This is a genomic window from Streptomyces daqingensis, from assembly GCF_014645895.1.
Classification (GTDB): Bacteria; Actinomycetota; Actinomycetes; order Streptomycetales; family Streptomycetaceae; genus Streptomyces; species Streptomyces daqingensis.
The window spans coordinates 1-20803 of record NZ_BMMP01000013.1 but is presented as its reverse complement, the minus strand read 5'-3'; the positions used below and the strand labels follow the sequence as shown (position 1 = coordinate 20803).

19 protein-coding genes, 1 pseudogene and 1 riboswitch are annotated in these 20803 nt (G+C 71.5%); of the genes and pseudogenes, 10 read left to right on the top strand and 10 right to left on the bottom strand.

Going from position 1 to position 20803, the window contains the following annotated elements; all coding sequences use genetic code 11:
* Window positions 1-20 precede the first annotated feature (20 nt).
* Both IEY56_RS19410 and IEY56_RS19405 read left to right on the top strand, forming a co-directional pair.
* Window positions 21-734 carry a response regulator gene (locus IEY56_RS19410; protein ID WP_045864385.1) on the top strand — a complete coding sequence of 238 codons (714 nt, stop codon included), beginning with the start codon at window positions 21-23 and terminating at the stop codon, window positions 732-734.
* Between the two features lie 219 nt (window positions 735-953).
* Window positions 954-1982 (top strand): 6-phosphofructokinase, encoded by a 1029-nt coding sequence (locus tag IEY56_RS19405; RefSeq protein WP_189038523.1) that lies wholly within the window; start codon window positions 954-956, stop codon window positions 1980-1982.
* Between the two features lie 120 nt (window positions 1983-2102).
* On the opposite strand, the gene IEY56_RS19400 is transcribed toward IEY56_RS19405, so the two are convergent.
* Window positions 2103-4148, bottom strand: a complete 2046-nt coding sequence (locus tag IEY56_RS19400) for an anthranilate synthase family protein (protein WP_189038522.1) — start codon at window positions 4146-4148, stop codon at window positions 2103-2105.
* Between the two features lie 300 nt (window positions 4149-4448).
* Here IEY56_RS19400 and IEY56_RS19395 point away from each other — a divergent pair, with 300 nt between their 5' ends.
* Window positions 4449-5798: a class II 3-deoxy-7-phosphoheptulonate synthase gene (locus IEY56_RS19395; protein ID WP_189038521.1), complete on the top strand. Its 1350-nt coding sequence runs from the start codon at window positions 4449-4451 to the stop codon at window positions 5796-5798.
* Between the two features lie 154 nt (window positions 5799-5952).
* Complete coding sequence (locus IEY56_RS19390; protein ID WP_189038520.1) at window positions 5953-6225, top strand: (2Fe-2S)-binding protein; 273 nt, start codon at window positions 5953-5955, stop codon at window positions 6223-6225.
* A 275-nt stretch (window positions 6226-6500) separates the two neighbouring features.
* On the opposite strand, the gene bfr is transcribed toward IEY56_RS19390, so the two are convergent.
* The gene (bfr, locus tag IEY56_RS19385; protein WP_189038519.1) at window positions 6501-7001 is read right to left on the bottom strand and encodes a bacterioferritin; all 501 of its coding nucleotides are present in this window, start codon (window positions 6999-7001) and stop codon (window positions 6501-6503) included.
* 193 nt (window positions 7002-7194) lie between these two features.
* On the opposite strand from bfr, the gene IEY56_RS19380 reads away from it, so the two are divergent.
* On the top strand, window positions 7195-7818 hold the full coding sequence (locus IEY56_RS19380; protein ID WP_189038518.1) for a sulfite oxidase-like oxidoreductase: 624 nt from the start codon (window positions 7195-7197) through the stop codon (window positions 7816-7818).
* 71 nt (window positions 7819-7889) lie between these two features.
* Here the strand turns inward: IEY56_RS19380 and IEY56_RS19375 are convergent, their stop codons facing one another.
* From IEY56_RS19375 to thiO, 7 genes are all read right to left on the bottom strand, one after another.
* On the bottom strand, window positions 7890-8345 hold the full coding sequence (locus IEY56_RS19375) for a DUF4396 domain-containing protein (protein ID WP_189038517.1): 456 nt from the start codon (window positions 8343-8345) through the stop codon (window positions 7890-7892).
* Window positions 8342-9211: a deoxyribonuclease IV gene (locus IEY56_RS19370; protein ID WP_189038516.1), complete on the bottom strand. Its 870-nt coding sequence runs from the start codon at window positions 9209-9211 to the stop codon at window positions 8342-8344. Before IEY56_RS19370 ends, IEY56_RS19375 begins: the two co-directional genes overlap by 4 nt.
* Window positions 9212-9215: 4 nt before the next feature.
* Window positions 9216-9980 (bottom strand): transglycosylase SLT domain-containing protein, encoded by a 765-nt coding sequence (locus tag IEY56_RS19365; RefSeq protein ID WP_189038515.1) that lies wholly within the window; start codon window positions 9978-9980, stop codon window positions 9216-9218.
* 425 nt (window positions 9981-10405) lie between these two features.
* A complete protein-coding gene (pknB, locus tag IEY56_RS19360; RefSeq protein ID WP_189038514.1) occupies window positions 10406-12367 on the bottom strand; it encodes a Stk1 family PASTA domain-containing Ser/Thr kinase in 1962 nt (653 codons plus the stop codon).
* A 247-nt stretch (window positions 12368-12614) separates the two neighbouring features.
* Window positions 12615-13496 carry a thiazole synthase gene (locus tag IEY56_RS19355; protein WP_189038513.1) on the bottom strand — a complete coding sequence of 294 codons (882 nt, stop codon included), beginning with the start codon at window positions 13494-13496 and terminating at the stop codon, window positions 12615-12617.
* 6 nt (window positions 13497-13502) lie between these two features.
* On the bottom strand, window positions 13503-13733 hold the full coding sequence (gene thiS, locus IEY56_RS19350) for a sulfur carrier protein ThiS (RefSeq protein ID WP_189038512.1): 231 nt from the start codon (window positions 13731-13733) through the stop codon (window positions 13503-13505).
* 14 nt (window positions 13734-13747) lie between these two features.
* Window positions 13748-15043, bottom strand: a complete 1296-nt coding sequence (gene thiO, locus IEY56_RS19345) for a glycine oxidase ThiO (protein ID WP_189038511.1) — start codon at window positions 15041-15043, stop codon at window positions 13748-13750.
* A riboswitch (TPP riboswitch) is annotated at window positions 15041-15151 on the bottom strand. (Overlaps the previous gene by 3 nt.)
* A gap of 142 nt (window positions 15152-15293) precedes the next feature.
* Between thiO and IEY56_RS19340 the strand changes: the two genes are divergently transcribed.
* The 5 genes and pseudogenes from IEY56_RS19340 to IEY56_RS29105 all read left to right on the top strand — a co-directional run.
* Entirely contained in the window at window positions 15294-16526 is a 1233-nt protein-coding gene (locus tag IEY56_RS19340) for an NAD(P)/FAD-dependent oxidoreductase (RefSeq protein WP_373292132.1), read from the top strand.
* A 68-nt stretch (window positions 16527-16594) separates the two neighbouring features.
* On the top strand, window positions 16595-16960 hold the full coding sequence (locus IEY56_RS19335; protein WP_045864131.1) for an Rv2175c family DNA-binding protein: 366 nt from the start codon (window positions 16595-16597) through the stop codon (window positions 16958-16960).
* Between the two features lie 235 nt (window positions 16961-17195).
* On the top strand, window positions 17196-17885 hold the full coding sequence (gene thiE / locus IEY56_RS19330) for a thiamine phosphate synthase (protein ID WP_189038509.1): 690 nt from the start codon (window positions 17196-17198) through the stop codon (window positions 17883-17885).
* Between the two features lie 212 nt (window positions 17886-18097).
* Complete coding sequence (metF, locus tag IEY56_RS19325; protein WP_189038508.1) at window positions 18098-19015, top strand: methylenetetrahydrofolate reductase [NAD(P)H]; 918 nt, start codon at window positions 18098-18100, stop codon at window positions 19013-19015.
* Window positions 19016-19055: 40 nt separating this feature from the next.
* A pseudogene (locus tag IEY56_RS29105) lies at window positions 19056-19307 on the top strand (hypothetical protein); the annotation flags it as partial.
* A 1221-nt stretch (window positions 19308-20528) separates the two neighbouring features.
* On the opposite strand, the gene IEY56_RS19315 reads toward IEY56_RS29105, so the two are convergent.
* The coding region (locus tag IEY56_RS19315) for a transposase (protein WP_189038507.1) at window positions 20529-20803 on the bottom strand (275 nt) is incomplete at its 5' end.

The window sequence follows — 20803 nt, the reverse complement described above, 5'->3', positions numbered from 1 at the left end:
CGACGTCGGGGGACACCGCGATGGAGAAGACGGACAAGGCGCAGGAAGACGAGAAGCAGCGTCCCGAGCAGCGCCCGGTCAGGGTGATGGTCGTCGACGACCACCCGATGTGGCGGGACGCGGTCGCCCGCGACCTCGGCGAGGCGGGCTTCGACGTCGTGGCCACGGCGGGCGACGGCCCGCAGGCCGTGCGGCGCGCGCGGGCGGCGGCACCCGACGTCCTCGTCCTCGACCTCAACCTGCCGGGCCTGCCGGGAGTCGAGGTCTGCCGCCGGCTGGTCGGCGCGGGCAGCGAACTGCGCGTGCTGGTGCTGTCGGCGAGCGGCGAGCACGCGGACGTCCTGGAGGCCGTGAAGTCCGGCGCCACGGGCTACCTGGTGAAGTCGGCGAGCATGGAGGAGCTGCAGGACGCGGTCCGCCGTACCGCTGTGGGCGATCCCGTCTTCACGCCCGGTCTCGCCGGGCTTGTGCTCGGCGAGTACCGCAGGCTCGCCTCCGATCCCGCGCCCCCGGCCGGGCCGGACGAGCCCGCCGTGCCGCATCTGACCGACCGCGAGACGGAGGTTCTGCGGCTGGTCGCGAAGGGGCTGAGCTACCGGCAGATCGCCGAGCGCCTGGTCATCTCGCACCGCACGGTCCAGAACCACGTGCAGAACACCCTGGGCAAGCTGCAGCTCCACAACCGCGTGGAGCTGGTGAGGTACGCGATACAGCGGGGCCTCGACGAGGAGTGACGTCCGCACGCCGCGGCCGGCCGCGCCGCGCGGACGGCTCCGGCGGCGTTCCGGTCGTCCGGACGGGCGTAGGGCCGCTGATCAGCGCTGTCGCCGTTCCGTCCCGTCACACCCGCAATAGATCCACGCCGCACCATCCCATGTGATGTGGATCACCGCTAGCGTGTGCGCAGTTGCGTACGGAGTCGCGCGTCGCGCGGCGGTGAGAAGGGAGATCCCATGCGGGTCGGAGTGCTGACCGGGGGCGGCGACTGCCCCGGGCTCAATGCCGTCATGAGGGCCGTCGTCCGCAAGGGCGTCCAGGAGTACGACTACGAGTTCCTCGGCTTCCGGGACGGCTGGCGCGGCCCGCTGGAGGGGGACACCGTCCGGCTCGACATCCCCGCGGTGCGCGGCACCCTGCCGCGCGGCGGCACGATCCTCGGCTCCTCCCGCACCAACCCCTTCAAGGAGGAGAACGGGGTCCGCCGGATCCAGGACAACCTCGCCAAGTTCGAGGTGGACGCTCTCATCGCGATCGGCGGTGAGGACACCCTCGGCGTCGCGGCCCGTCTCACCGACGAGTTCGGCGTCAAGTGCATCGGCGTGCCCAAGACGATCGACAACGACCTGTCCGCCACCGACTACACGTTCGGCTTCGACACCGCGGTCAACGTCGCGACGGAGGCGATCGACAGGCTCCACACCACGGCCGAGTCCCACATGCGGGTGCTCGTCGTGGAGGTGATGGGGCGTCACGCGGGCTGGATCGCCCTGCACTCCGGCCTCGCGGGCGGCGCCAACTGCATCCTCATCCCCGAGCGCCGCTTCGACGTCGACGAGGTGTGCGGCTACGTCCAGTCCCGCTTCAAGGCGAGCTACGCCCCCATCGTCGTCATCGCGGAGGGCGCCATGCCCAAGGACGGCGACATGGTCCTCAAGGACGACTCCCACGACTCCTTCGGTCATGTGCGGCTCTCCGGCGTCGGCGAGTGGCTGGCCAAGGAGATCGAGAAGCGGACGGGCAAGGAGGCCCGTACGACCGTGCTGGGCCACACCCAGCGCGGCGGGACCCCGACGCCCTTCGACCGCTGGCTCGCCACCCGCTTCGGGCTGCACGCCATCGACGCCGTGCGGGACGAGGACTGGGGGAAGATGGTCGCCCTCGAGGGCACCAGGATCGTCAGGGTGCCGATCTCGGAGGCGACGGCGCAGCTGAAGACCGTCGACCCGGAGCTGTACGAAGAGGCAAGCGTCTTCTTCGGCTGAGCGGCGGGAGCGTCGGGCGGCCCCGCGCCGGCCGATCCGCACGGAGGCCGGACGGCCGGTGTCCGGGCCGGCGCTCGTCCCGCCGCCGCAGACCACTGCGGCGGCGGGCCCGCCGCCCCTTCAGCGGCTGCCGGAGCGCCCGGCCGGCACGAGCCCGGCCAGCAGCTCCGTGACGATCCCCGGTCCGTCGAGGGTCAGTACCGACTCCGGGTGGAACTGCACGCCGGCGAAGCCCGGCCCGCGCAGCGCGTGCACCTCCCCGCTCGCCGCGTCGCGGCTGACCTCCACCCCCGCCGGTAGGGCACCGGGCCCCGGGATGCCGTCTTCCGGGTCCTCCGGGCCGCAGCGCAGGGTGTAGGAGTTGTAGAAGCCCACTGTCTCCCGCCGCCCGAAGAGGTCGATCTCCTCCTGCGCCCCCTGGTAGGGCCGCGCCTTCCGGACGATCTCCAACCCCAGTTCGGCGCCGAGCAGTTCATGCCCCAGGCAGACCCCCAGCAGCCCGTGCCGGTGCTCGCGCAGCAGCAGCGCCGCGAGCCCGCGCAGCGCGCGCATCCTCGCGGACGTCTCGCGGGGGTCGCCGGGTCCGGGGCCGAGCACGACCGGCCCGTCGTGGCGGAGCGCGGCCCGGTCCAGGCCCGGCTCGTCGTAGCGCCGCACCTCGACGCGGGCGCCGGTGGTGCGCAGCAGATGCGCGAGCATGGAGGTGAAGCTGTCCTCGCCGTCCACGACGAGGACACCGGCGCCCTCCCGTCCCGTGCTGACGCTGCCGGGCCGTCCGGCGCCGGCGGGCCCGGGCTCCTCGCCCGTCCGCATCCGCAGCCAGAAGGGCGCCAGGTCCGCCCTGCGCGCCTGGAGCGCCGCACGCACCCGCGGATCGCCGGCCAGCCGCGGCGTCTCACGCCGTACCCCGGGCCTCCGGGACGGAGCTTCGCGTACGCCGAGCGCGCTGAGCACCGCGGCCGCCTTGGCGTGCGTCTCGGCGACCTCGCCGGCCGGGTCGGAGGCGCGGACCAGCGTGGCGCCGACGGCGACCCGCAGCTGCCCGCTGCGGGCGTCGATGTCGGCCGTCCTGATGAGGATGGGGGAGTCGAGGGTCTGGGACCCTCCCGCGTCGCGGCCGATCAGCGCGAGCGCTCCCGCGTAGTAGCCCCTGCCGTCCGGCTCGTGGCGGCCGATGACGCGGCAGGCGTTCTCCACGGGCGAGCCGGTCACGGTCGCGGCGAACATCGTCTCGCGCAGCACTTCGCGCACGTCCAGGGTGCTGCGGCCCCGCAGTTCGTACTCCGTGTGCGCCAGGTGCGCCATCTCCCTCAGGCGCGGGCCGACGACCACTCCGCCCTTGTCCCCGACGGCGCACATCATTTTCAGCTCCTCGTCGACGACCATCGACAGCTCCTCGCGCTCCTTGCGGTCGCCGAGGAAGCGGAGCAGGCCCTCCACCGAGGGGCCCTCCGGCGGGTACCGGTACGTGCCGCTGATGGGGTTCATCACCACGGTGCCGCCGCTCACCCGCACGTGGACCTCGGGACTCGCCCCGACCAGGACGCGTTCCCCTGTGTGCACGGCGAACGTCCAGTACGCGCCTCTCTCCTCGGTCAGCAGGCGCCGCAGCAGCGAGAGGGCATGGCCGCGCCCGAACCCGTCGATGCGGCCCCGGTACGTGCGCCTGATGACGAAGTCGGCGCCCTCGCCCGTGCCGATCTCCTCCCCGACGACGCGCCGGACCGTCTCCGCGTACGCCTCGTCACTGACGTCGAACCCGCCGTCCTCCACCTTCACCGGGCGGCCGGGCAGCGCCGCGACGACGTCCCCCAGCGGCAGCTCGTGCACCTCCGCCGGGACGAGGACGGCAAGCGGCGTGCCGTCGTCGCGCGCGTCGAAGCCGCGTTCGCGGATCTGCCGGAAGGGCACGAGCGCGAGGGCGCCCCGTCCGCCGCCGGGGATCCCGGCGAGCGCGGACACCTCCCGCACCGCTCCGATGAGGACCTCGACGGTCTCCGCGTCACGTCCGGGCGTACGTCTGCGCAGCAGCGCGAAGGGCGGAGCATCCTCGTCCAGCAGGCGGCGGACGAGCGCGGCAGCGGCACCGGGCCCGCACGCGCGGTCCTCGCCGGCTCCGCCCGCGGCTTTCCCGGCCGCGCCGGGGTTCTCTCCGGAATGGGTCATCTGATCGTTCCTTCCTGGTCACTGCGGTGTCAGGCAGGGAGGAACGGCCGCGGACACGCTGATGGCCGCCCCTCGGGCGGCCATCGCGTCGTCGGTCTGTCGTGGTGCGCGCGCAGTCAGTGGGCCGCCGGATGAGCGGTCCACCACCAGCTGTTCAGGAGTGCTTCCGGCGGAAGCACGGGGCGGGTCTGCGCGAGCATGGCGCGGAGCCTACAGCAGGCCGGGCCGCGCGGGTGCTTTCCGTCTCAGCACTCGGGCGGCCGGGTGGGACCGCCGGGGTGACCCCGTAACCTGGGGCGCGTGAATGTGAACGCCAATCCCGACGCCGGTGCCCGCACCTGGCGAGACCTTCCCGCGGCGCAGCAGCCCGACTGGCCGGACCACGAGGCTCTGCGCGAGACCGTCGCCGAGCTCGAGTCCTATCCGCCCCTCGTCTTCGCGGGCGAGTGCGACCAGCTGCGCGCCCGTCTGGGTGCCGTCGCCCGGGGAGAGGCGTTCCTGCTCCAGGGCGGCGACTGCGCGGAGGCATTCGACCAGGTCAGCGCGGACAACATCCGCAACAAGCTGAAGACGCTGCTCCAGATGGGCGCCGTCCTGACCTACGCCGGGTCCGTGCCCGTCGTCAAGGTCGGCCGGATCGCCGGGCAGTACAGCAAGCCGCGTTCGAAGCCGACCGAGACGCGTGACGGTGTGACGCTGCCGTCGTACCGCGGCGACTCGGTGAACGGCTTCGAGTTCACCGAGGAGGCCCGCAGGCCGGACCCGCAGCGGCTGAAGCGGATGTACCAGGCGTCGGCCTCCACGCTGAACCTGGTGCGCGCCTTCACCACCGGCGGCTACGCCGACCTGCGTCAGGTGCACGCCTGGAACCAGGACTTCGTGAAGCGCTCCCCGTCCGGGCAGCGGTACGAGGCGCTGGCGCGCGAGATCGACCAGGCGCTGAAGTTCATGCACGCCTGCGGCACGGACCCGGAGGAGCTGAAGACCGTCGAGTTCTTCTCCTCGCACGAGGCGCTGCTGCTCGACTACGAGTCGGCCATGACGCGCACGGACTCGCGCAGCGGAAAGCTGTACGACGTCTCGGGCCACATGGTGTGGATCGGTGAGCGCACGCGACAACTGGACGGCGCCCACATCGAGTTCGCCGCCCAGGTGCGCAACCCGGTCGGTGTGAAGCTCGGCCCGACGACCACTCCGGAGGAGGCGCTCACGCTCATCGACCGCCTCGACCCGGACCGCGAGCCCGGGCGGCTCACCTTCATCACCCGCATGGGAGCGGACAAGATCCGCGACCGGCTGCCCACTCTCGTCGAGAAGGTCAGCGCCTCCGGCGCGCAGGTCGTGTGGGTCTGCGACCCCATGCACGGGAACACCTTCGAGGCAGCGAGCGGGCACAAGACCCGCCGGTTCGACGACGTCCTGGACGAGGTCAAGGGCTTCTTCGAGGTCCACAAGGGCTCGGGCACCCACCCCGGCGGCATCCATGTCGAGCTGACGGGCGACGACGTCACGGAGTGCGTGGGCGGCGGCGACGAGATCTTCGTCGGCGATCTGCACCAGCGCTACGAGACGGCCTGCGACCCGCGGCTGAACCGCAGCCAGTCGCTCGATCTGGCCTTCCTGGTCGCGGAGATGTACCGGGACCAGTGACGAGGCACCGCGCTATGGGGCCCGCATCGCTGCTGTGATGCGGGCCCCATCCCGTGTTTCTGGACAGCCCGCGGCAGGTAAGGTTAGGTTAACCTCATCAAGCCGGAGCGGTAGTCGACCCCGCCCGGCCAGGCCCCGGGCGAAGGAGATGCGCGTGTACGTCTGCTCCTGCTTCGGAATCACGGAGCGGCAGGTCCGCGAGCACGCGGAGGCCGGAGCCTGTACACCGCGACAGATCGCCTCGGCCAGCAAGGCCGGAACCGACTGCGGATCGTGCGTGCGGCGCATCCAGGGGCTTCTCGGACGCGGCGGCTGCCCGCGCAGGCAGCTGGAGGAGACCGAGCCGGCGGTGAGCATGCCTGCCGCACTCGCCGCCGAGGCCTTCCGCGGTGAGGACGAGAGGGCCGGCGTCGCCGAAGCGGCTTAGGGTCTGTCTGACAAATCCCGCCTGGCTCGCGCCGCCTGGCACGCACGTCTGCTGCGTTGTCGGACCGACCGAGTAGCCCACTACGAGGACGGACCTCCGCCTTGCATCCGCACGCACCAGACGACGCGAGCCCCGCCCTCCGGGCGAACGGCGCCATTTGTCAGACAGCCCCTAGACCGCCTCACTCAGCAATGCGTCCCGTGTCCATGAGGACACGGGACGCTCGTGCGTGTTGCCGGAGCCGGCCGGGGCCGGCGTCAGGCGGAGTGCCTGCCTCAGCCTGCCGAGGAGCCTTCCGAAGGCGCTTCCTGCTCGATGAGCTGCGCGATGTAGAGCGGCTCGCCCAACTTCTCGATCAGTGCGAGCTGCGTGTCCAGGTAGTCGATGTGGTGCTCCTCGTCGGCGAGGATCTCCTCGAAGATGTTCGCCGACGTGATGTCGCCCTTGGCGCGCATGACTTCGACGCCGCGCTTCAGCCGGTCGATGGCCTCCACCTCGATCTGCCGGTCCGCGGTGAACATCTCGGTGATCGTCTGCCCGACGTTTACATGGAAGAGCCGTTGGTAGTTGGGCAGCCCGTCGAGGAACAGGATCCGGTCCGTGAGGCGCTCGGCGTGACGCATCTCGTCGAAGGACTCGGCCCTGGTGTACCGCGCGAGCTTCGTCCAGCCGTTGTGTTCTTGCATCTTGGCGTGCAGGAAGTACTGGTTGATGGCGGTGAGCTCGGCAGTCAGTTGCTCATTGAGGAACTCGATGACCTCGGGATCGCCCTGCATAGCTGTGGGCTCCTTCCAGGGATGGAGAGATCACGGACATGCGCGCGCCTGCGCATCCTCGCACCGTGTGGCGGACTGGTCCAGTAAGAGTAGGCTTACCGAATTCGCCCGAATTGGCGTGCGGAAGCGCCTCGAACACCGCGCGGACGGGGTGCGGGAAAGCGGCTGCGGCAGGGTCTGTCACCATGGGGAGATGGGCGAGCCGGAGAGTCGTGAGGGGGAGCAGCAACCGCTTCCGCCGGGTCAGCGTCTCCAGCGCGGCTGGCCGGTCACGCACTACGGCCCCGTGCCGAAGTTCAGGCCCGAGAAGTGGGACTTCCGGGTCTTCGGAGCGACGGCGGACGGCGAGAAGCACTCCTGGGACCACGAGCAGTTCTCGGCGCTGCCGTACGACACCGTGGTCGCCGATCTGCACTGCGTGACCAAGTTCAGCATGACCGGTGTCGAGTGGGGCGGTGTCCTCGCCCGCGACGTCCTGGAACTGGCGCCGCCCGCGGAGGACGTCACCCACGTCATGGTCTGGGCGGAGTACGGCTTCAGCTCGAATCTGCGTCTCGCGGACTTCGAGGCGCGCACCACGCTCTTCGCCACCCACCGCGCGGGCGAACTCCTCACCGCCGAACACGGGTTCCCGCTCCGGCTCGTGGTCCCGCAGCTCTACGCCTGGAAGGGGCCCAAGTGGGTGCGCGGCGTGGAGTACATGACCACCGACCGCCGCGGCTTCTGGGAGGAGCGCGGCTACCACAACATCGGCGACCCCTGGCGGGAGCAGCGGTACTCCTACCAGGAGGAACCCGGCGACGGCCCCGAGCTGTAGGCGCTCCGCCGGCCCCGGGAGCGGCCCCGTAGCGCCCGGCCGGCGCGGGACGGCGGCCGGGCGCCGGGCTCTCAGTGGTAGGCGTGGACCACCGCATGGCCCCTGCCCCGCCCGATCAGCCAGCGGTTCACGGGTGTCGTGACGACGAAGGCCACCGCGAAGGACGCCGCGAGGGACGCCCAGAAGAGCCCGTCCGCCAGGTGGGCGTCCAGCGCCCCGGGGACGAGCGCGAGGACCGTGTTGTCGGTGATCTCCATGATCACGATCGACACGGTGTCCGCGGCCAGGGCCACCTTGACGGCGGCCCTCAGGCTGACTCCCGCGCGCAGCACCGCGAAGACGGTGAGGCTGTAGCCGAAGACGAAGGCGAGAGCGATGGCCGTCGCCATGGTCGGCACGTCGTGCCAGCGCAGTGCGGTGCCGATGGCCATGCCGGCGACCTCGCCCGCAGCGCACCCTGTGAGGCAGTGCAGCGTCGCCCGTGCCGCCGTCCCCCAGGGGGCCGGAGTGTGCTCCCGCGCCGTCATCGGCGTTCCCGCAGTTCCTTCAGCCGCGCCACATCCGCCGCGTGGCCCTCCTTACGGCCGGGGGTCTCGATGACGAGAGGCACACCCTCGGTGGCCGGGTGGACCATCAACTCGGCGAACGGGTCCGTGCCGATGTGGCCCGCGCCGATGTTGGCGTGCCGGTCCTTGTGCGCGCCCGCGACGTCCTTCGAGTCGTTCGCGTGGATGAGCTTGAGGCGTCCGGGGCCCGTCACGGCCTCCAACTCGTCGAGCGTCCGCTTCACACCGCCGGGCGCGGCCAGATCGTGGCCTGCGGCGAAGACGTGGCACGTGTCGAGGCAGACCCCGAGCCGCGGATGGCGGCCGAGGGCCTCGAAGTACGGTTCGAGTTCGCCGACTTGGGAGCAGAGGGAGAATCCCTGTCCCGCGGTCGGTTCCAGGAGCAGCCACGGATCGTCGTCCGTCAGGTCCTCGAGGACCGGCCGGAGAAGCAACTTCACCTGGGCGAGGGCGGTTTCGCGGGACCGGCCGCCGGTGGCCGCGCCCGTGTGCACCACGACGCCCCGCGCTCCGATTTCCCGGCCGCGGCGCAGTGAATGCCGAAGAGAGGAAACGGAGTTGTCCGCGGTCGCCTGGGTGTGCGAGCCGAAATTGATGAGGTAGGGCGCGTGGACGTATGCGGGGACTCCGCGTTCGGCGCACGCGTCGCGGAATTTCTCGTCCTGTTCGGGCTTTCCGGAAGTCGTCGCCCAGCCGCGCGGGTTGGCGACGAATACCTGTACCGCTTCCGCGCCGATGTCGTCTGCATAGGAAATGCCAGAGGCGGCCAGCCCCCCAGCTACGGGGACGTGGCCGCCAATGGGATTGCGCTGTCGCTTGTCCGTCACACCCTCAGTATGCCGAGTTGACGTTGTCCATCGAACCGTAGCGGTCGGCCGCGTAGTTGCAGGCGGCCACGATGTTGGCCACGGGGTCGGTCATGTCGGTGGACGTGCCCTCGACGTGGTAGGCGTCGAAGGTGGGCTTGATGGTCTGCAGCAGACCCTTGGACGGGGTGCCGTTCTGCGCGTTGATGTCCCAGTTGTTGACGGCGTTGGGGTTGCCGCCGGACTCACGGATGATGTTCCGCTTGATGCCCTCGTAGGAGCCGGGGATGTTGTGCTTCTTCATGATGGCCATGGCCTCGCGGATCCACCCGTCCAGGTTGTTCGGGTAGGTCGGCTTGGCGGCGGCCCGCTTGGCGTCACGCGAGGCCTTGGCCTTCGCCTCGGCCTTGCGCTCCTTCTCCGCCTTCTCGGCGGCGGCGATCTTCTTGTCGGCCTGCTCCTTGACGGCGGCGGCGCGCTCGGAGGCCACGGCCTTCTGCTTGGCCACGCCTTCCTTCTGAGCCGCGACGACGTCGCCCGAGCGCTGGACGTCGGAGTCCAGGGTGCCCTGCTTGGCGGCCTTCAGTTCGGCCCTGTCCCGGGGCGAATCGGGACTGGATGATTTCTGCGAGGCCGTGACCTTCTTGGCGGCGGACTGGGACTTGTCACCTGCGTCCGCCGAGCCGGGAATGACGGTGAACGCGAGAGCTGCCGCACCGGCGGCCGATATACCTGCGGCGGAGATACGCGTGAACTTGGGGTTGCGGACGTAGCCGAGAATGCTGGGCATTGTGAGCGAACCTTTCAACATTGCGTGCGTCGCAGAGGCCGGGAAAGGCGGTGTACGCCGAGTTCGGGACCCCGGCGTATGCGACCGAAGGCAATTCTTAGAGGTTCGTAAAAGACAACACAAAGGTGTGACGTACTATCCCGGCTCGTTATCACCGGACGCGTTCCGGGCGGAGAAGGAGCTCATTTCCCGTGTTCTGCGCGCGAGATGGGGCGCTCCGGAGGCACTAAAGGACCTCGTACGTGATGTGGGCCCTATGTCCGGTGTCACACGCGAGGCGGCGTTTCCCCGCCTCCCGGACGGGCACCGGCCGCTGCTCGCAGGGCCCGAACGGGGCGGGAAGCGCTACGCTGCGGCCCCTTCACACGCCCGCGCGTGCCTCCCCGCGACGTCGTACCTTCCGCGCGCCCCCTCCGAGGGCGCCGTCAGCGGAGCCAGAGGGTCACGCGGGAGCCGCGCGGAGCCTCCTTGCCGGCGTCGGGGGACTGGTTGAAGACCTTGTCGCCGATGAAGAGGCGGCGCACGGTGACGTCGAAGCCCGCCTCCCGCAGCTTCCGGCGGGCCTTGTCCTTGTCCAGGTCCTCCACGTCGGGTACCTCCACCAGGTCCTGGCCCTTGGAGATCGTGATCGTGACGGTGTCGCCCTCGGCGGCCTCGCTGCCCTCGGACGGGGACTGGCGGGCGACCTCGCCCTCGTCCTCCTCGGAGAAGACGCGCTTCTCCGCGACCCGTACCTTCAGCCCCTCTTCCTCGAGGTCCTCACGGGCGCTGTCCGCGTCGTCCCCCACCACGTCCGGCACGTCGACCGGGGTGCCCTTGGAGACGGTCAGCGCCACGGGGCTGCCGGGGCGCAGTTCGGAGCCGCTGTCGGGACGGGTGCCGACGACGGCCCCCTGCGCGGTGTCCTCGCTGAACTCGCGCTTGACCACGCCGGGCTCCAGGCCCGCCCGCTTGAGCTTGCTCTTCGCCTCGGCCAGCGGCGTACCGGCCAGGTCCGGGACCTTCACGATCTCGGGGCCGCGCGAGACGACGAGGGTGACGGTCCCTGTCCTGCGGATGCGGGAGCCCGGGTCCGGATCGGTGTCGATGACGTGCCCGCGGTCGACGCGCTCGCTGTAGTCGCGGCTGATCTTGACGTCGAGACCCGAGCCGTCCATGACCTTCCGGGCCTCGGCCTCGGTCTTGTCCAGCACTGCGGGAGTCCGGGTGAACTGGCCGGAGTTGATGTACCACACGCCCGTGCCCACCAGCATCAGCAGCACCACGGCGAGCGTCACGAGGAAGACCCGCCCTCCGGCGCGCCGCCCGCCGGGGCCGCCCTGGTGGGCGTGGGGCGGTTCGTCCGGCGGGGGAGCGGCGAAGCGGGCGGTGCGGTTGAGCGCGTCGTCGTCGCCGTGGCTGTAGGCGCCGTACCGGTCCGCGGGGCGGGGGAGCACGCTCGTACGCTCCTCCGGCCCGGCGTGGCCCGTCCCGGCGCCCGTGGCCTGCGGCGGGACGGCGTCCAGTTCGGCGTCCGTGAGCATCGCCCGCATGGCGCGGGCCTCGGAGAGCATCGCGCCCGCGTCGTACGGACGGCTGTCGGGGTCGCGCCCGGTGGCCCGTGCGACCAGGGCGTCCAGGCCCGGGGCCAGTCCCGGAACGGACGCCGACGGGACGGGCATCGCTTCCTGCAGGTGCTGGTAGAGGACCTGGGCGGGCGTGCCCCCCGCGTGCGGTTTCGCTCCCGTCAGCATCTCGTAGAGCATCACGCCGCACGCGTAGAGGTCGGTACGGGTGTCGGCCGTGCCGTGCTCGATCTGCTCGGGGGCGAGGTAGGAGACGGTGCCGAGGATGGAGTCGGTCCCCACGGACGTCTGGCTGTCGACTGCCCGCACGAGCCCGAAGTCGGCGACCTTCACGCGGCCGTCGTCGCCGATCAGGACGTTCTCCGGCTTCATGTCGCGGTGGACCATGCCGGCGTGGTGGGCGGCGCCGAGAGCCGCCAGCATCGGTTCGAGGATGTCGAGGGCGACGCGCGGCTGGAGCGCGCCGCGCTCGCGCAGCACGTCACGGAGGGTGCAGCCCGACACGTACTCCATGGCCAGGTAGACGTACGTGCCGTCCGCGCCCTGGTCGTAGACGCCGACGACGTTGGGGTGCGCGAGGCGGGCCACGGATTTGGCCTCGCGGATGAAGCGGTCCACGAAGGCGGCGTCGGCCGCGAGCGAGGGGTGCATGACCTTCAGGGCCAGCTCGCGGTCGAGCCGCAGGTCCACGGCGCGGTAGACCGTTGCCATGCCGCCGACGGCGACGCGTGACTCGACGCGGTAGCGGCCGTCGAGCACCTGGCCGACCGGCGGGGTCTCCCCGGCCGCCCCGGAGGAGTGGTCCTGAAGGCTCGTATCCATCGCGGACGAGTCTACGAGTCGTGCACCGGACGAAAATCCGTGGACGGCCGCGGAACGGGCAATGAAGCCGAACGGTGACACGAATAGTCCGTATTGCCCTTTTTGGGTTTTAGGTGTGGGAAAGCGCGTCGCGAATCCGGCACGGAATTCCGGGCCTCCCGTACGGCGGGTTTCCCGGGCACCCGTGCCCCTCGTCCCCCGGGCCCTGCCCGCCGACGGCCCGGCCTCAGCCGTCGAAGACCCGGTCTCAGCCGCCGAAGGCGGGCCGTTCCGGGTCGAAGGCGGCGACGCCCTCCGTGGGCGAGGACGCCTCGGCGTAGTGGCGGCGCGGGATCCGTCCGGCCCGCCGGGCCAGCCGGCCCGCCGCCACCGCGTGCCGCATCGCCTCGGCCATCACCACGGGCTCCTGCGCCCGCGTCACCGCCGAGGCCAGCATCACCGCCGCGCAGCCGAGCTCCATGGCGAAGGCGACGTCGGACGCCGTTCCGGCACCCGCGTCGAGGATGACGGGGACAGTGGCACGCTCCGCGATGAGCTGGAAGTTGTGCGGATTGCGGATGCCGAGCCCCGACCCGATCGGCGATCCCAGCGGCATGACCGCCGCGCAGCCGGCGTCCTCCAGCTTCCGGGCCAGCACGGGGTCGTCGTTCGTGTACGGAAGCACGGTGAAACCGTCGTCGACCAACGTCTCGGCGGCGTCCAGGAGTTCGACCGGGTCGGGCAGCAGGGTGTGCTCGTCGGCGATCACTTCGAGCTTGACCCAGTCGGTGCCGAGCGCCTCGCGGGCGAGCCGGGCCGTGAGGACCGCGTCCCCGGCCGTGTAGCAGCCCGCGGTGTTCGGCAGCACCTGGATGCCGTGCCTCTGCAGGACGGACAGGACGGAGCCCTGGACTCCCGGGTCGAGACGGCGCATCGCGACCGTCGTCAGCTCGGTGCCCGACGCCAGCAGGGACTGCTCCATCACGTCGAGGCTGGGCGCGCCGCCCGTCCCCATGATCAGCCGGGAGGTGAACGAGCGGCCGCCTATGACGAGCGGATCCCCGGCGGGGGGTGCGGCTTGTGCGGGGGCCCCCGCGTGCGGTGCGGGGGCGGCCGGCGCGGCCGGGGCGAAGGAAGCGGTGTCTGTCATGGCGGGTCAGCCTCCCTGGACGGCTGTCAGTACTTCTACGCGGTCGCCCTGCACGAGCTCCCGGGCGGGCCACTCTCCTCGCGGCACGACGTTCTCGTTCACGGCGGCGGCGACTCCGGACGGCGCCGCCGTGAACGAGGCGACCAGCTCGCCGAGGGTGCAGCCGCGGGCGACGTCGCGGGACGCGCCGTTCACCGAGAGGGTCACGGTCGCCGAGGGGGACGGGGAGGTCGTCATGGTGGTAGCTCCTGTCACGTGCTGGTCGTAGGCGTAGGCGCGGGCGCGGCGCCCGGTGTGCGGTGCGGTTGCTCGCCGGTGAACCTCGTGGGACTGAACGGCCGTACCAGTTCGGGAACTTCGCCCGTGGCGAGCAACTCGCCCATGGCGTCGCCCGTGACCGGCGTGAGGAGGACGCCGTTGCGGTAGTGGCCCGCCGCCAGATGGAGGCCCGGCAGCGCGGTGGGCCCCAGCAGCGGCGCGTTGTCGGGCGACGCGGGCCGCAGCCCGGCACAGGTCTCCTCCAGCGGCAGCTCGGTCAGGCCGGGGACGAGCTCGTGGGCGTCGCGCAGCAGTTCGTACACGCCGCCCGCCGTGACGGTCGTGTCCCAGCCCATCTCCTCGCTCGTCGCACCGATCACCAGCTCGCCGGTGGCGCGGGGCACCAGGTAGATGTGGCCGCCGCGTACGACAGCGCGAACGGTGCGCGAGAGGAACGGGCCGTAGCGGGACGGCGGCATGCGCAGCCGCACCACCTGCCCCTTGACGGGCCGCACCGGCGGAACGACCTCCGGCGGCATCCCGTTCAGCCGCGCAGCGTACGAGCCGAGCGAGAGGACTGTCTGCTCGGCCCGCACCGCAGTGCCGTCCTCCAGCACCACGCCGGTTGCCCGGCCGGCCTCGACGGACAGGCGCGCGGCGGACGCACGGACGAAGCGCACCCCCGACCGCTCGCACGCCGACAGCAGCGCGGCAGCCAGCCGCCGCGGGTCCGCCTGGTGGTCGCCGTCCACGCGCAGCCCGCCCCGCACCGACGGAGCGAGCATCGGCTCCAGCCGGCGGCACTCCCTGCCGGTGAGCCACTGCGAGTCCAGCCCGCACCGCTGCTGCAGCGTGTGCAGTTCCCGCAGGGCGGCGCGGTCGTCGGCGTCGAAGGCGGCGGCCAGGGTGCCGCAGGAGCGGTACCCGATCTCTTCGCCGCTCGCCTCCTCGAGTTCCGCGGTGAAGTCCGGATAGCGCGCGGCCGAGGCGAGATTGAGGCCGAGCAGCGCCTCCTCGCCGTAGTGCAGCTCGGTGACCGCGGCGAGCATGCCCGCCGCCACCCGCGCGGCGCCGCCGCCCGGTGCGGGGTCCACGACAGCGACCGTCAGGCCGCGCTGAGCCGCTCGCCACGCGGTGACGAGTCCGATGAGGCCGCCGCCGGCGACCACCACGTCGGGACGTTCACCAGGGCGCGCGGCGCCACGGACAGTGGACCGGCCCTCTGGGCGTGCGACGGCGCCGGAGTCACATGGGGAACCGGCGGACTGCGGTGTGCTGCTAGGGCGCATGGAAACGCTGTGTCTCCCTTCGCCGGAATGACCCGGATCAGGTTCGTACGGTCGGAGGCCGCCCGCCTCCCTCTCAGCCCGGTGCGCCGGACTCCCGCGTATGTCGTCTCTGTTCGGCCGCGTCCCGCACGTCGTGCAGGAGGCACCTCGGCCAGCGTACTGCGCCGTCCCGCAACTGTGGGCTGCCCGGTGCGGACAGACGCCCGGCGGCCGTCCCTGCGGGTGCGGGCAGCGGCATAGAGTTGGCCGTGTGAGTGACAGTCGGAGCAGCCAGCGGGCCGTCATCGTCGGTGCGGGCATGGCGGGAGTGCAGACGGCCGTCCAACTGCGCGAGCGCGGATGGCCCGGCGCGATCAAGCTGATCGGCGACGAGTCGCATCCGCCGTACGACAGGCCGCCGTTGTCCAAGGCAGTGCTGCTGGGCAAGGCCGAGGGCTCGTCGTTCGACATCGACTTCGGCGCGCTCGACGTCGAACTGGAACTCGGGCGCGGTGTGACCGGACTGCGCACGTCCGAGCGACTGGTGGAGACCGGCTCCGGCGAGGTGCCCTACGACCAGCTCGTCATCGCCACCGGCGCCGCACCGCGCACGCTCCCCGGCAGCGAGGACGTCGAGCGCGTCCATCTGCTGCGCACTCTGGACGACGCCGCCCGGCTCCGGCCCGTGCTGGCCGCACGGGGCACCGTCCTGGTCGTGGGAGCGGGCTGGATCGGCGCGGAGTTCGCCACGGCCGCACGGGAAGCCGGCTGCGCCGTCACCGTCGTGGAAGCCGCCGGGCAGCCGCTGCCCGGCGCACTGCCCGCGGAAGTCGCGTCGCACATGCGCGACTGGTACGCGCAGAGCGGTGCGGAACTGCGCACAGGCGTCGCCGTGCGGACAGTCGACCCCGGGGGCGTGCAGCTCGCCGACGGTACGCGGCTGAGCGCCGACGCCGTGCTGGTCGGCATCGGCTCACGGCCCGCCACCGGCTGGCTCACCGGCTCCGCCGTCGAACTGGACGAGCGCGGCGCTGTCCGCGCGGACGAATGGCTGCGGACTACCGCCCCGCACGTCTACGCGGTCGGCGACTGCGCGTCCTTCCCCTCCGCCCGCTACGGCGAGCGGCTGCTCGTGCACCACTGGGACAACGCCCTGCAGGGGCCGCGGGTGGTGGCGGAGAACATCACGGCCGAACGCTTCGCGGACAGTGCGGCGGAGCGGTCCGTCTACGACCCCGTCCCCTACTTCTGGTCGGAGCAGTTCGGCAGGTTCGTGCAGTACGCCGGACACCACGCGGCGGAGGACGAGATCGTCTACCGCGGCGACCCGGCGGAGGCCGCCTGGTCGGTCTGCTGGCTGCGTGACGGATCTCTCACCGCACTGCTGGCGGTGGGCCGCCCGCGCGACCTCGCCCAGGGCAGAAAGATCATGGAACGCGGGCTCAAGGTCGACGGAAAGGTGCTGGCCGACGCGGAAGCGGCGCTGAAGAAGGCCGTCAAGTAGACGAAGAAGCCCGCGCAGTGGCCGCCGCACAGTAGTGACTGTCACACCGGGATGGCACGCTTGAAGGCGTGACAGAGATTGATGCGAAAACCGATGCTCTCGTCCCCGCCTGGCTCACCCTCCCGGACGTCGCGGAGAAGCTGGACGTACCGGTGACCCGCGCCCGGCAGCTCGTCAAGGAGGGCCAGCTGATCGCCGTCCGCCGAGGAGAGGGGAGAACCCTCCAGGTCCCCGCCGACTTCATCGGCGCGGGCCGCATCGTGAAGGGCCTCGTCGGCACGATCACCCTCCTCAAGGACGACGGCTTCAGCGACGAGGAGATGCTGGAGTGGCTGTTCACGGAGGACGAGAGCCTGCCCGGCACCCCGGCACAGGCCCTGCGTGAGAACCGCGGGACCGAGGTGAAGCGCCGCGCCCAGGCCCTCGCCGTGTGAGCCGCCCCCGAACCCCCGTGTGACCGGGGCGCCCGGGAAGCGGGCGTCCCAGTCGGCCGCTGTCCCGCCACCGCTCGGGGCCCGCGTAGCGCGAAACAGCGCGGCGCACGGCACGTGCCCGCACTCCGCGGGTACGCCCGCGGCCGCACCCGTCCTCCCACCGCCCGTCCGTCAAACCGAACCACGGGCGTACGGGCCGGTCGTCCGGCCGGCCCGTACGCCCCAGGGGTACGTCATGAGCACCGACGCCGCCGCCATACGCCAGCAGCTCGCCGACGCGCGGCTGTACCTGTGCACCGACGCCCGCAAGGAGCAGGGCGACCTCCCGCAGTTCCTGGACGCGGTCCTGCGGGGCGGCGTCGACATCGTCCAGCTGCGGGACAAGTCGCTGGAGGCCGCTGAGGAGCTGGACCACCTGGAGGTCTTCGCGGACGCCTGCCGCCGCCGCGGCAAGCTGCTCGCCGTCAACGACCGCGCGGACGTGGCGCACGCCGCGGGCGCGGCCGTGCTCCACCTCGGCCAGGGGGACCTCCCGGTACCGGCGGCACGGGCCCTCGTCGGCGACGACGTGCTGATCGGCCGCTCCACCCACGCCGAGGCCGAGGTCGACGCGGCGGTCGAGGAACCGGGCGTGGACTACTTCTGCACCGGCCCGTGCTGGCCGACGCCCACCAAGCCGGGCCGTCCCGCCCCCGGGCTGCCCCTCGTGCGGTACACGGCCTCCCTCGCACCGGCGCGGCCCTGGTTCGCGATCGGCGGGATCGACGCCTCCAACCTCGACGAGGTACTCGACGCGGGTGCCAGGCGGGTCGTCGTCGTCCGGGTCCTCACGGGCGCCGAGGACCCGGAGGCCGCTGCCGCGGCGCTGTCCGTGCGGCTGCGCGAACGGGTCGAAGCGGACGGCCGGCGACCGGTCGGCGACTAGCGCCGACAGGCGCCGCTCGTCCGGGCGCGAGCGGGACGGGCCGCCGCCGCCCGGCCTGTGAGCTGCGCCTTTTCCGCTCCCCGGCCGGAGCCGGGCCGCCCCGCGCCCGCACGGCCCGCTCCGGGGACATGTGGGCGCCGAGCAGGACGGAACAGGCGATAATGGCAGGCGACGGCGGGTTGCCCTCTAGCCAAGGCCGATAGCCTTCAAGCATGGCCATCGGTATCTCAGCTACCAGGACAGACCGTACGACCACGGTGCGTGACCTGCTCGCGACCGGACAGTGCTCCTACTCGTTCGAGTTCTTCGCCCCCAAGACGGAGAAGGGCGAACGCTCGCTGTGGAACGCGCTGCGCCGGATCGAGGCGGTCTCGCCGACCTTCGTCTCCGTGACCTACGGCGCGGGCGGATCCTCCCGCGAGGGCACCGTCCGCAACACCGAGCGGATCGCCACCGAGACCACACTCACCCCCGTCGCCCACCTCACCGCCGTCAACCACTCCCGTTCGGAACTGCGCAACGTCATCGGCCAGTACGCGGACGCGGGCATCCGCAACGTGCTCGCGGTGCGGGGCGACCCTCCCGGGGACCCGATGGGGGACTGGATCAAGCACCCGGAGGGGCTCACCTACGCGTCCGAGCTGGTGGAGCTGATCAAGGAGTCGGGCGACTTCTGCGTCGGCGTCGCCGCCTTCCCCGAGATGCACCCGCGGTCCGACGACTGGGACACCGACGTGCGACACTTCGTCAACAAGTGCCGCGCGGGGGCCGATTACGCGATCACGCAGATGTTCTTCCGCGCGGAGGACTACCTTCGGCTGCGCGACAGCGCCGTCGCGGCCGGTTGCGAGACTCCGATCATCCCGGAGATCATGCCGGTCACCAACGTGAAGCAGATCGAACGGTTCGCTCAGCTGAGCAACGCGACCATCCCGACGGAGATGGCGGAGCGCCTCCGTTCGGTCGAGGACGATCCCGCGGCGGTACGCTCGGTCGGAATCGAGTACGCGACGGAGTTGTGTGCGAGGCTGTTGGCCGAGGGTGTCCCCGGACTTCACTTCATTACGCTCAACAACTCCACGGCAACCCTGGAAATCCATCAGAATCTTGGTCTCCACGAACGGTCCTAGTCGGAGCGGCCGGCCGAAGCAGTGAGAAGAGGGGGCTTACATGGGCTGGACAGTCCTCTACATCGCGTTCGGTATCGTCGCGCTGTGGCTACTGGGCGAGGTCTTGCTGCAGTACAAGGCGCGACTCCGCTGGCGTGTGCTCGCCTTCACCGGCTTTCTCGGTGTGGTGGCGGGGGCGCTGATCCCCTCGGTGATCGTGATCGGGGTGGGCATCGCCGCCTTCGCCACCGGCCAGACCTTCGTCACCCTCTCCTACCGGCGCGGCTTCGCGGCGGGCTGGGCGCTCAACGGCCTGCCGGGGACGAACTTCCGCCGCCGTGACGACGAGGCGGACGGGCCGGAGCCGGAGCCGGCCGCCGCCCCGCCGCGGAACGAACTGGGCGGGCCGGAGCAGGCCGCCCTCCCCGGCCCGGGGTCCGACGCCTTCCAGCCCAGCGGCATGGGCATGGGTATGGGCGCCTTCGGCGCGGACAGCATGGAGAACACCGGCGCGCTGAGCATGAGCCGGTACGACGCCAGTCCCATGGAGACGACCGGAGGGCTGCGCGCCAACCGGTACGACAGCGACTCCCTCGAGAGCACCGCCGCCATGAGCATGAGCGGCTTCGGCGGGGACGACTACGGCTCGAACCGCTACGACGGGAACGGCCAGATCAACGGCAACGGGTACGAGGCGAACGGCTACGAGACCAACGGCTTCGAGGCCAACGGTTTCGACACCAGCGGCTTCCAGGCAAACGGCTTCGACGGCGGCGCCGGGGCGAACGGCTTCGAGGCCCAGAGCTTCCCCGGGGCCGACACCTTCGCCACGAACGGCTACGAGCGCCAGGGCTACGAGACCGTCTCCTACGACACCGGCCAGTTCCAGGCGGTCAACGGCTACGGCCAGCAGCTGGGCGGGGAGGAGCCCGTCCCCGTCTACCAGCCCGGCCCCATGCCGGACGAGACGGGCGAGTTCACCCTCGGCGGCTACGGATACCCCAGCCCCGAGCAGCCGGGCATGTACCCGGGCCAGGGCCAGGAAGTCCCCCAGCAGCAGTACGCCGCCTACGCGGACCCGTACTACGGCTACGACGCCAACGGCGGGTACTCCGGCGTCCAGTTCGACGGCTACGGATACCCCGGTCCCGAGCAGCAGCAACAGGACTACGGCGCCCAGCAGCCGCCCCAGCAGTCGCCGTACGGCTACGGCGCGGACGGATTCGCCACCGACGGCTACGGCCTCTCCTACGGCGGCGGCGCCACGTACACCGAGCAGTCGTACTTCCCGCAGGCGCCCACCGGCGGTGGTGGCGTGTGGGTGCCCCAGCAGCGGGACCCCAACGAGCCGATGGAGCCGGAGCCGCAGCAGTCCTACCCGTACGACCCGAACGGGTACGGCACCGGGGGCAACGGCTACTACTACTGAGCACCGCCCACGTCGCGCCGGCTACGGCCGGACGCCTCCTGCCGGTCCCGTGCGGGCCGGCAGGTGCCGTTCGAGGTGAGAGCCGCTAGGGGCTGTCTTCAAATGTCAGGCCCACATCAGGAGCGATGCGAGGGTGACGGCTGCTTGGTAGGACTCGGCGGTCTTGTCGTAGCGGGTTGCGATGCCGCGCCATTGCTTGAGGCGGTTGAAGCACCGTTCCACGACGTTGCGCTGCTTGTAGAGCTGCTTGTCGAAGGCCGGCGGGCGCCCACCTCGGCTGCCGCGCCGGAGCCGGTTGCGAATCTGGTCGGCCCGCTCGGGGATGGTGTGGCTGATGCCGCGGCGTCGCAGCCAGGTCCGTATCGCGCGGGAGCTGTAGC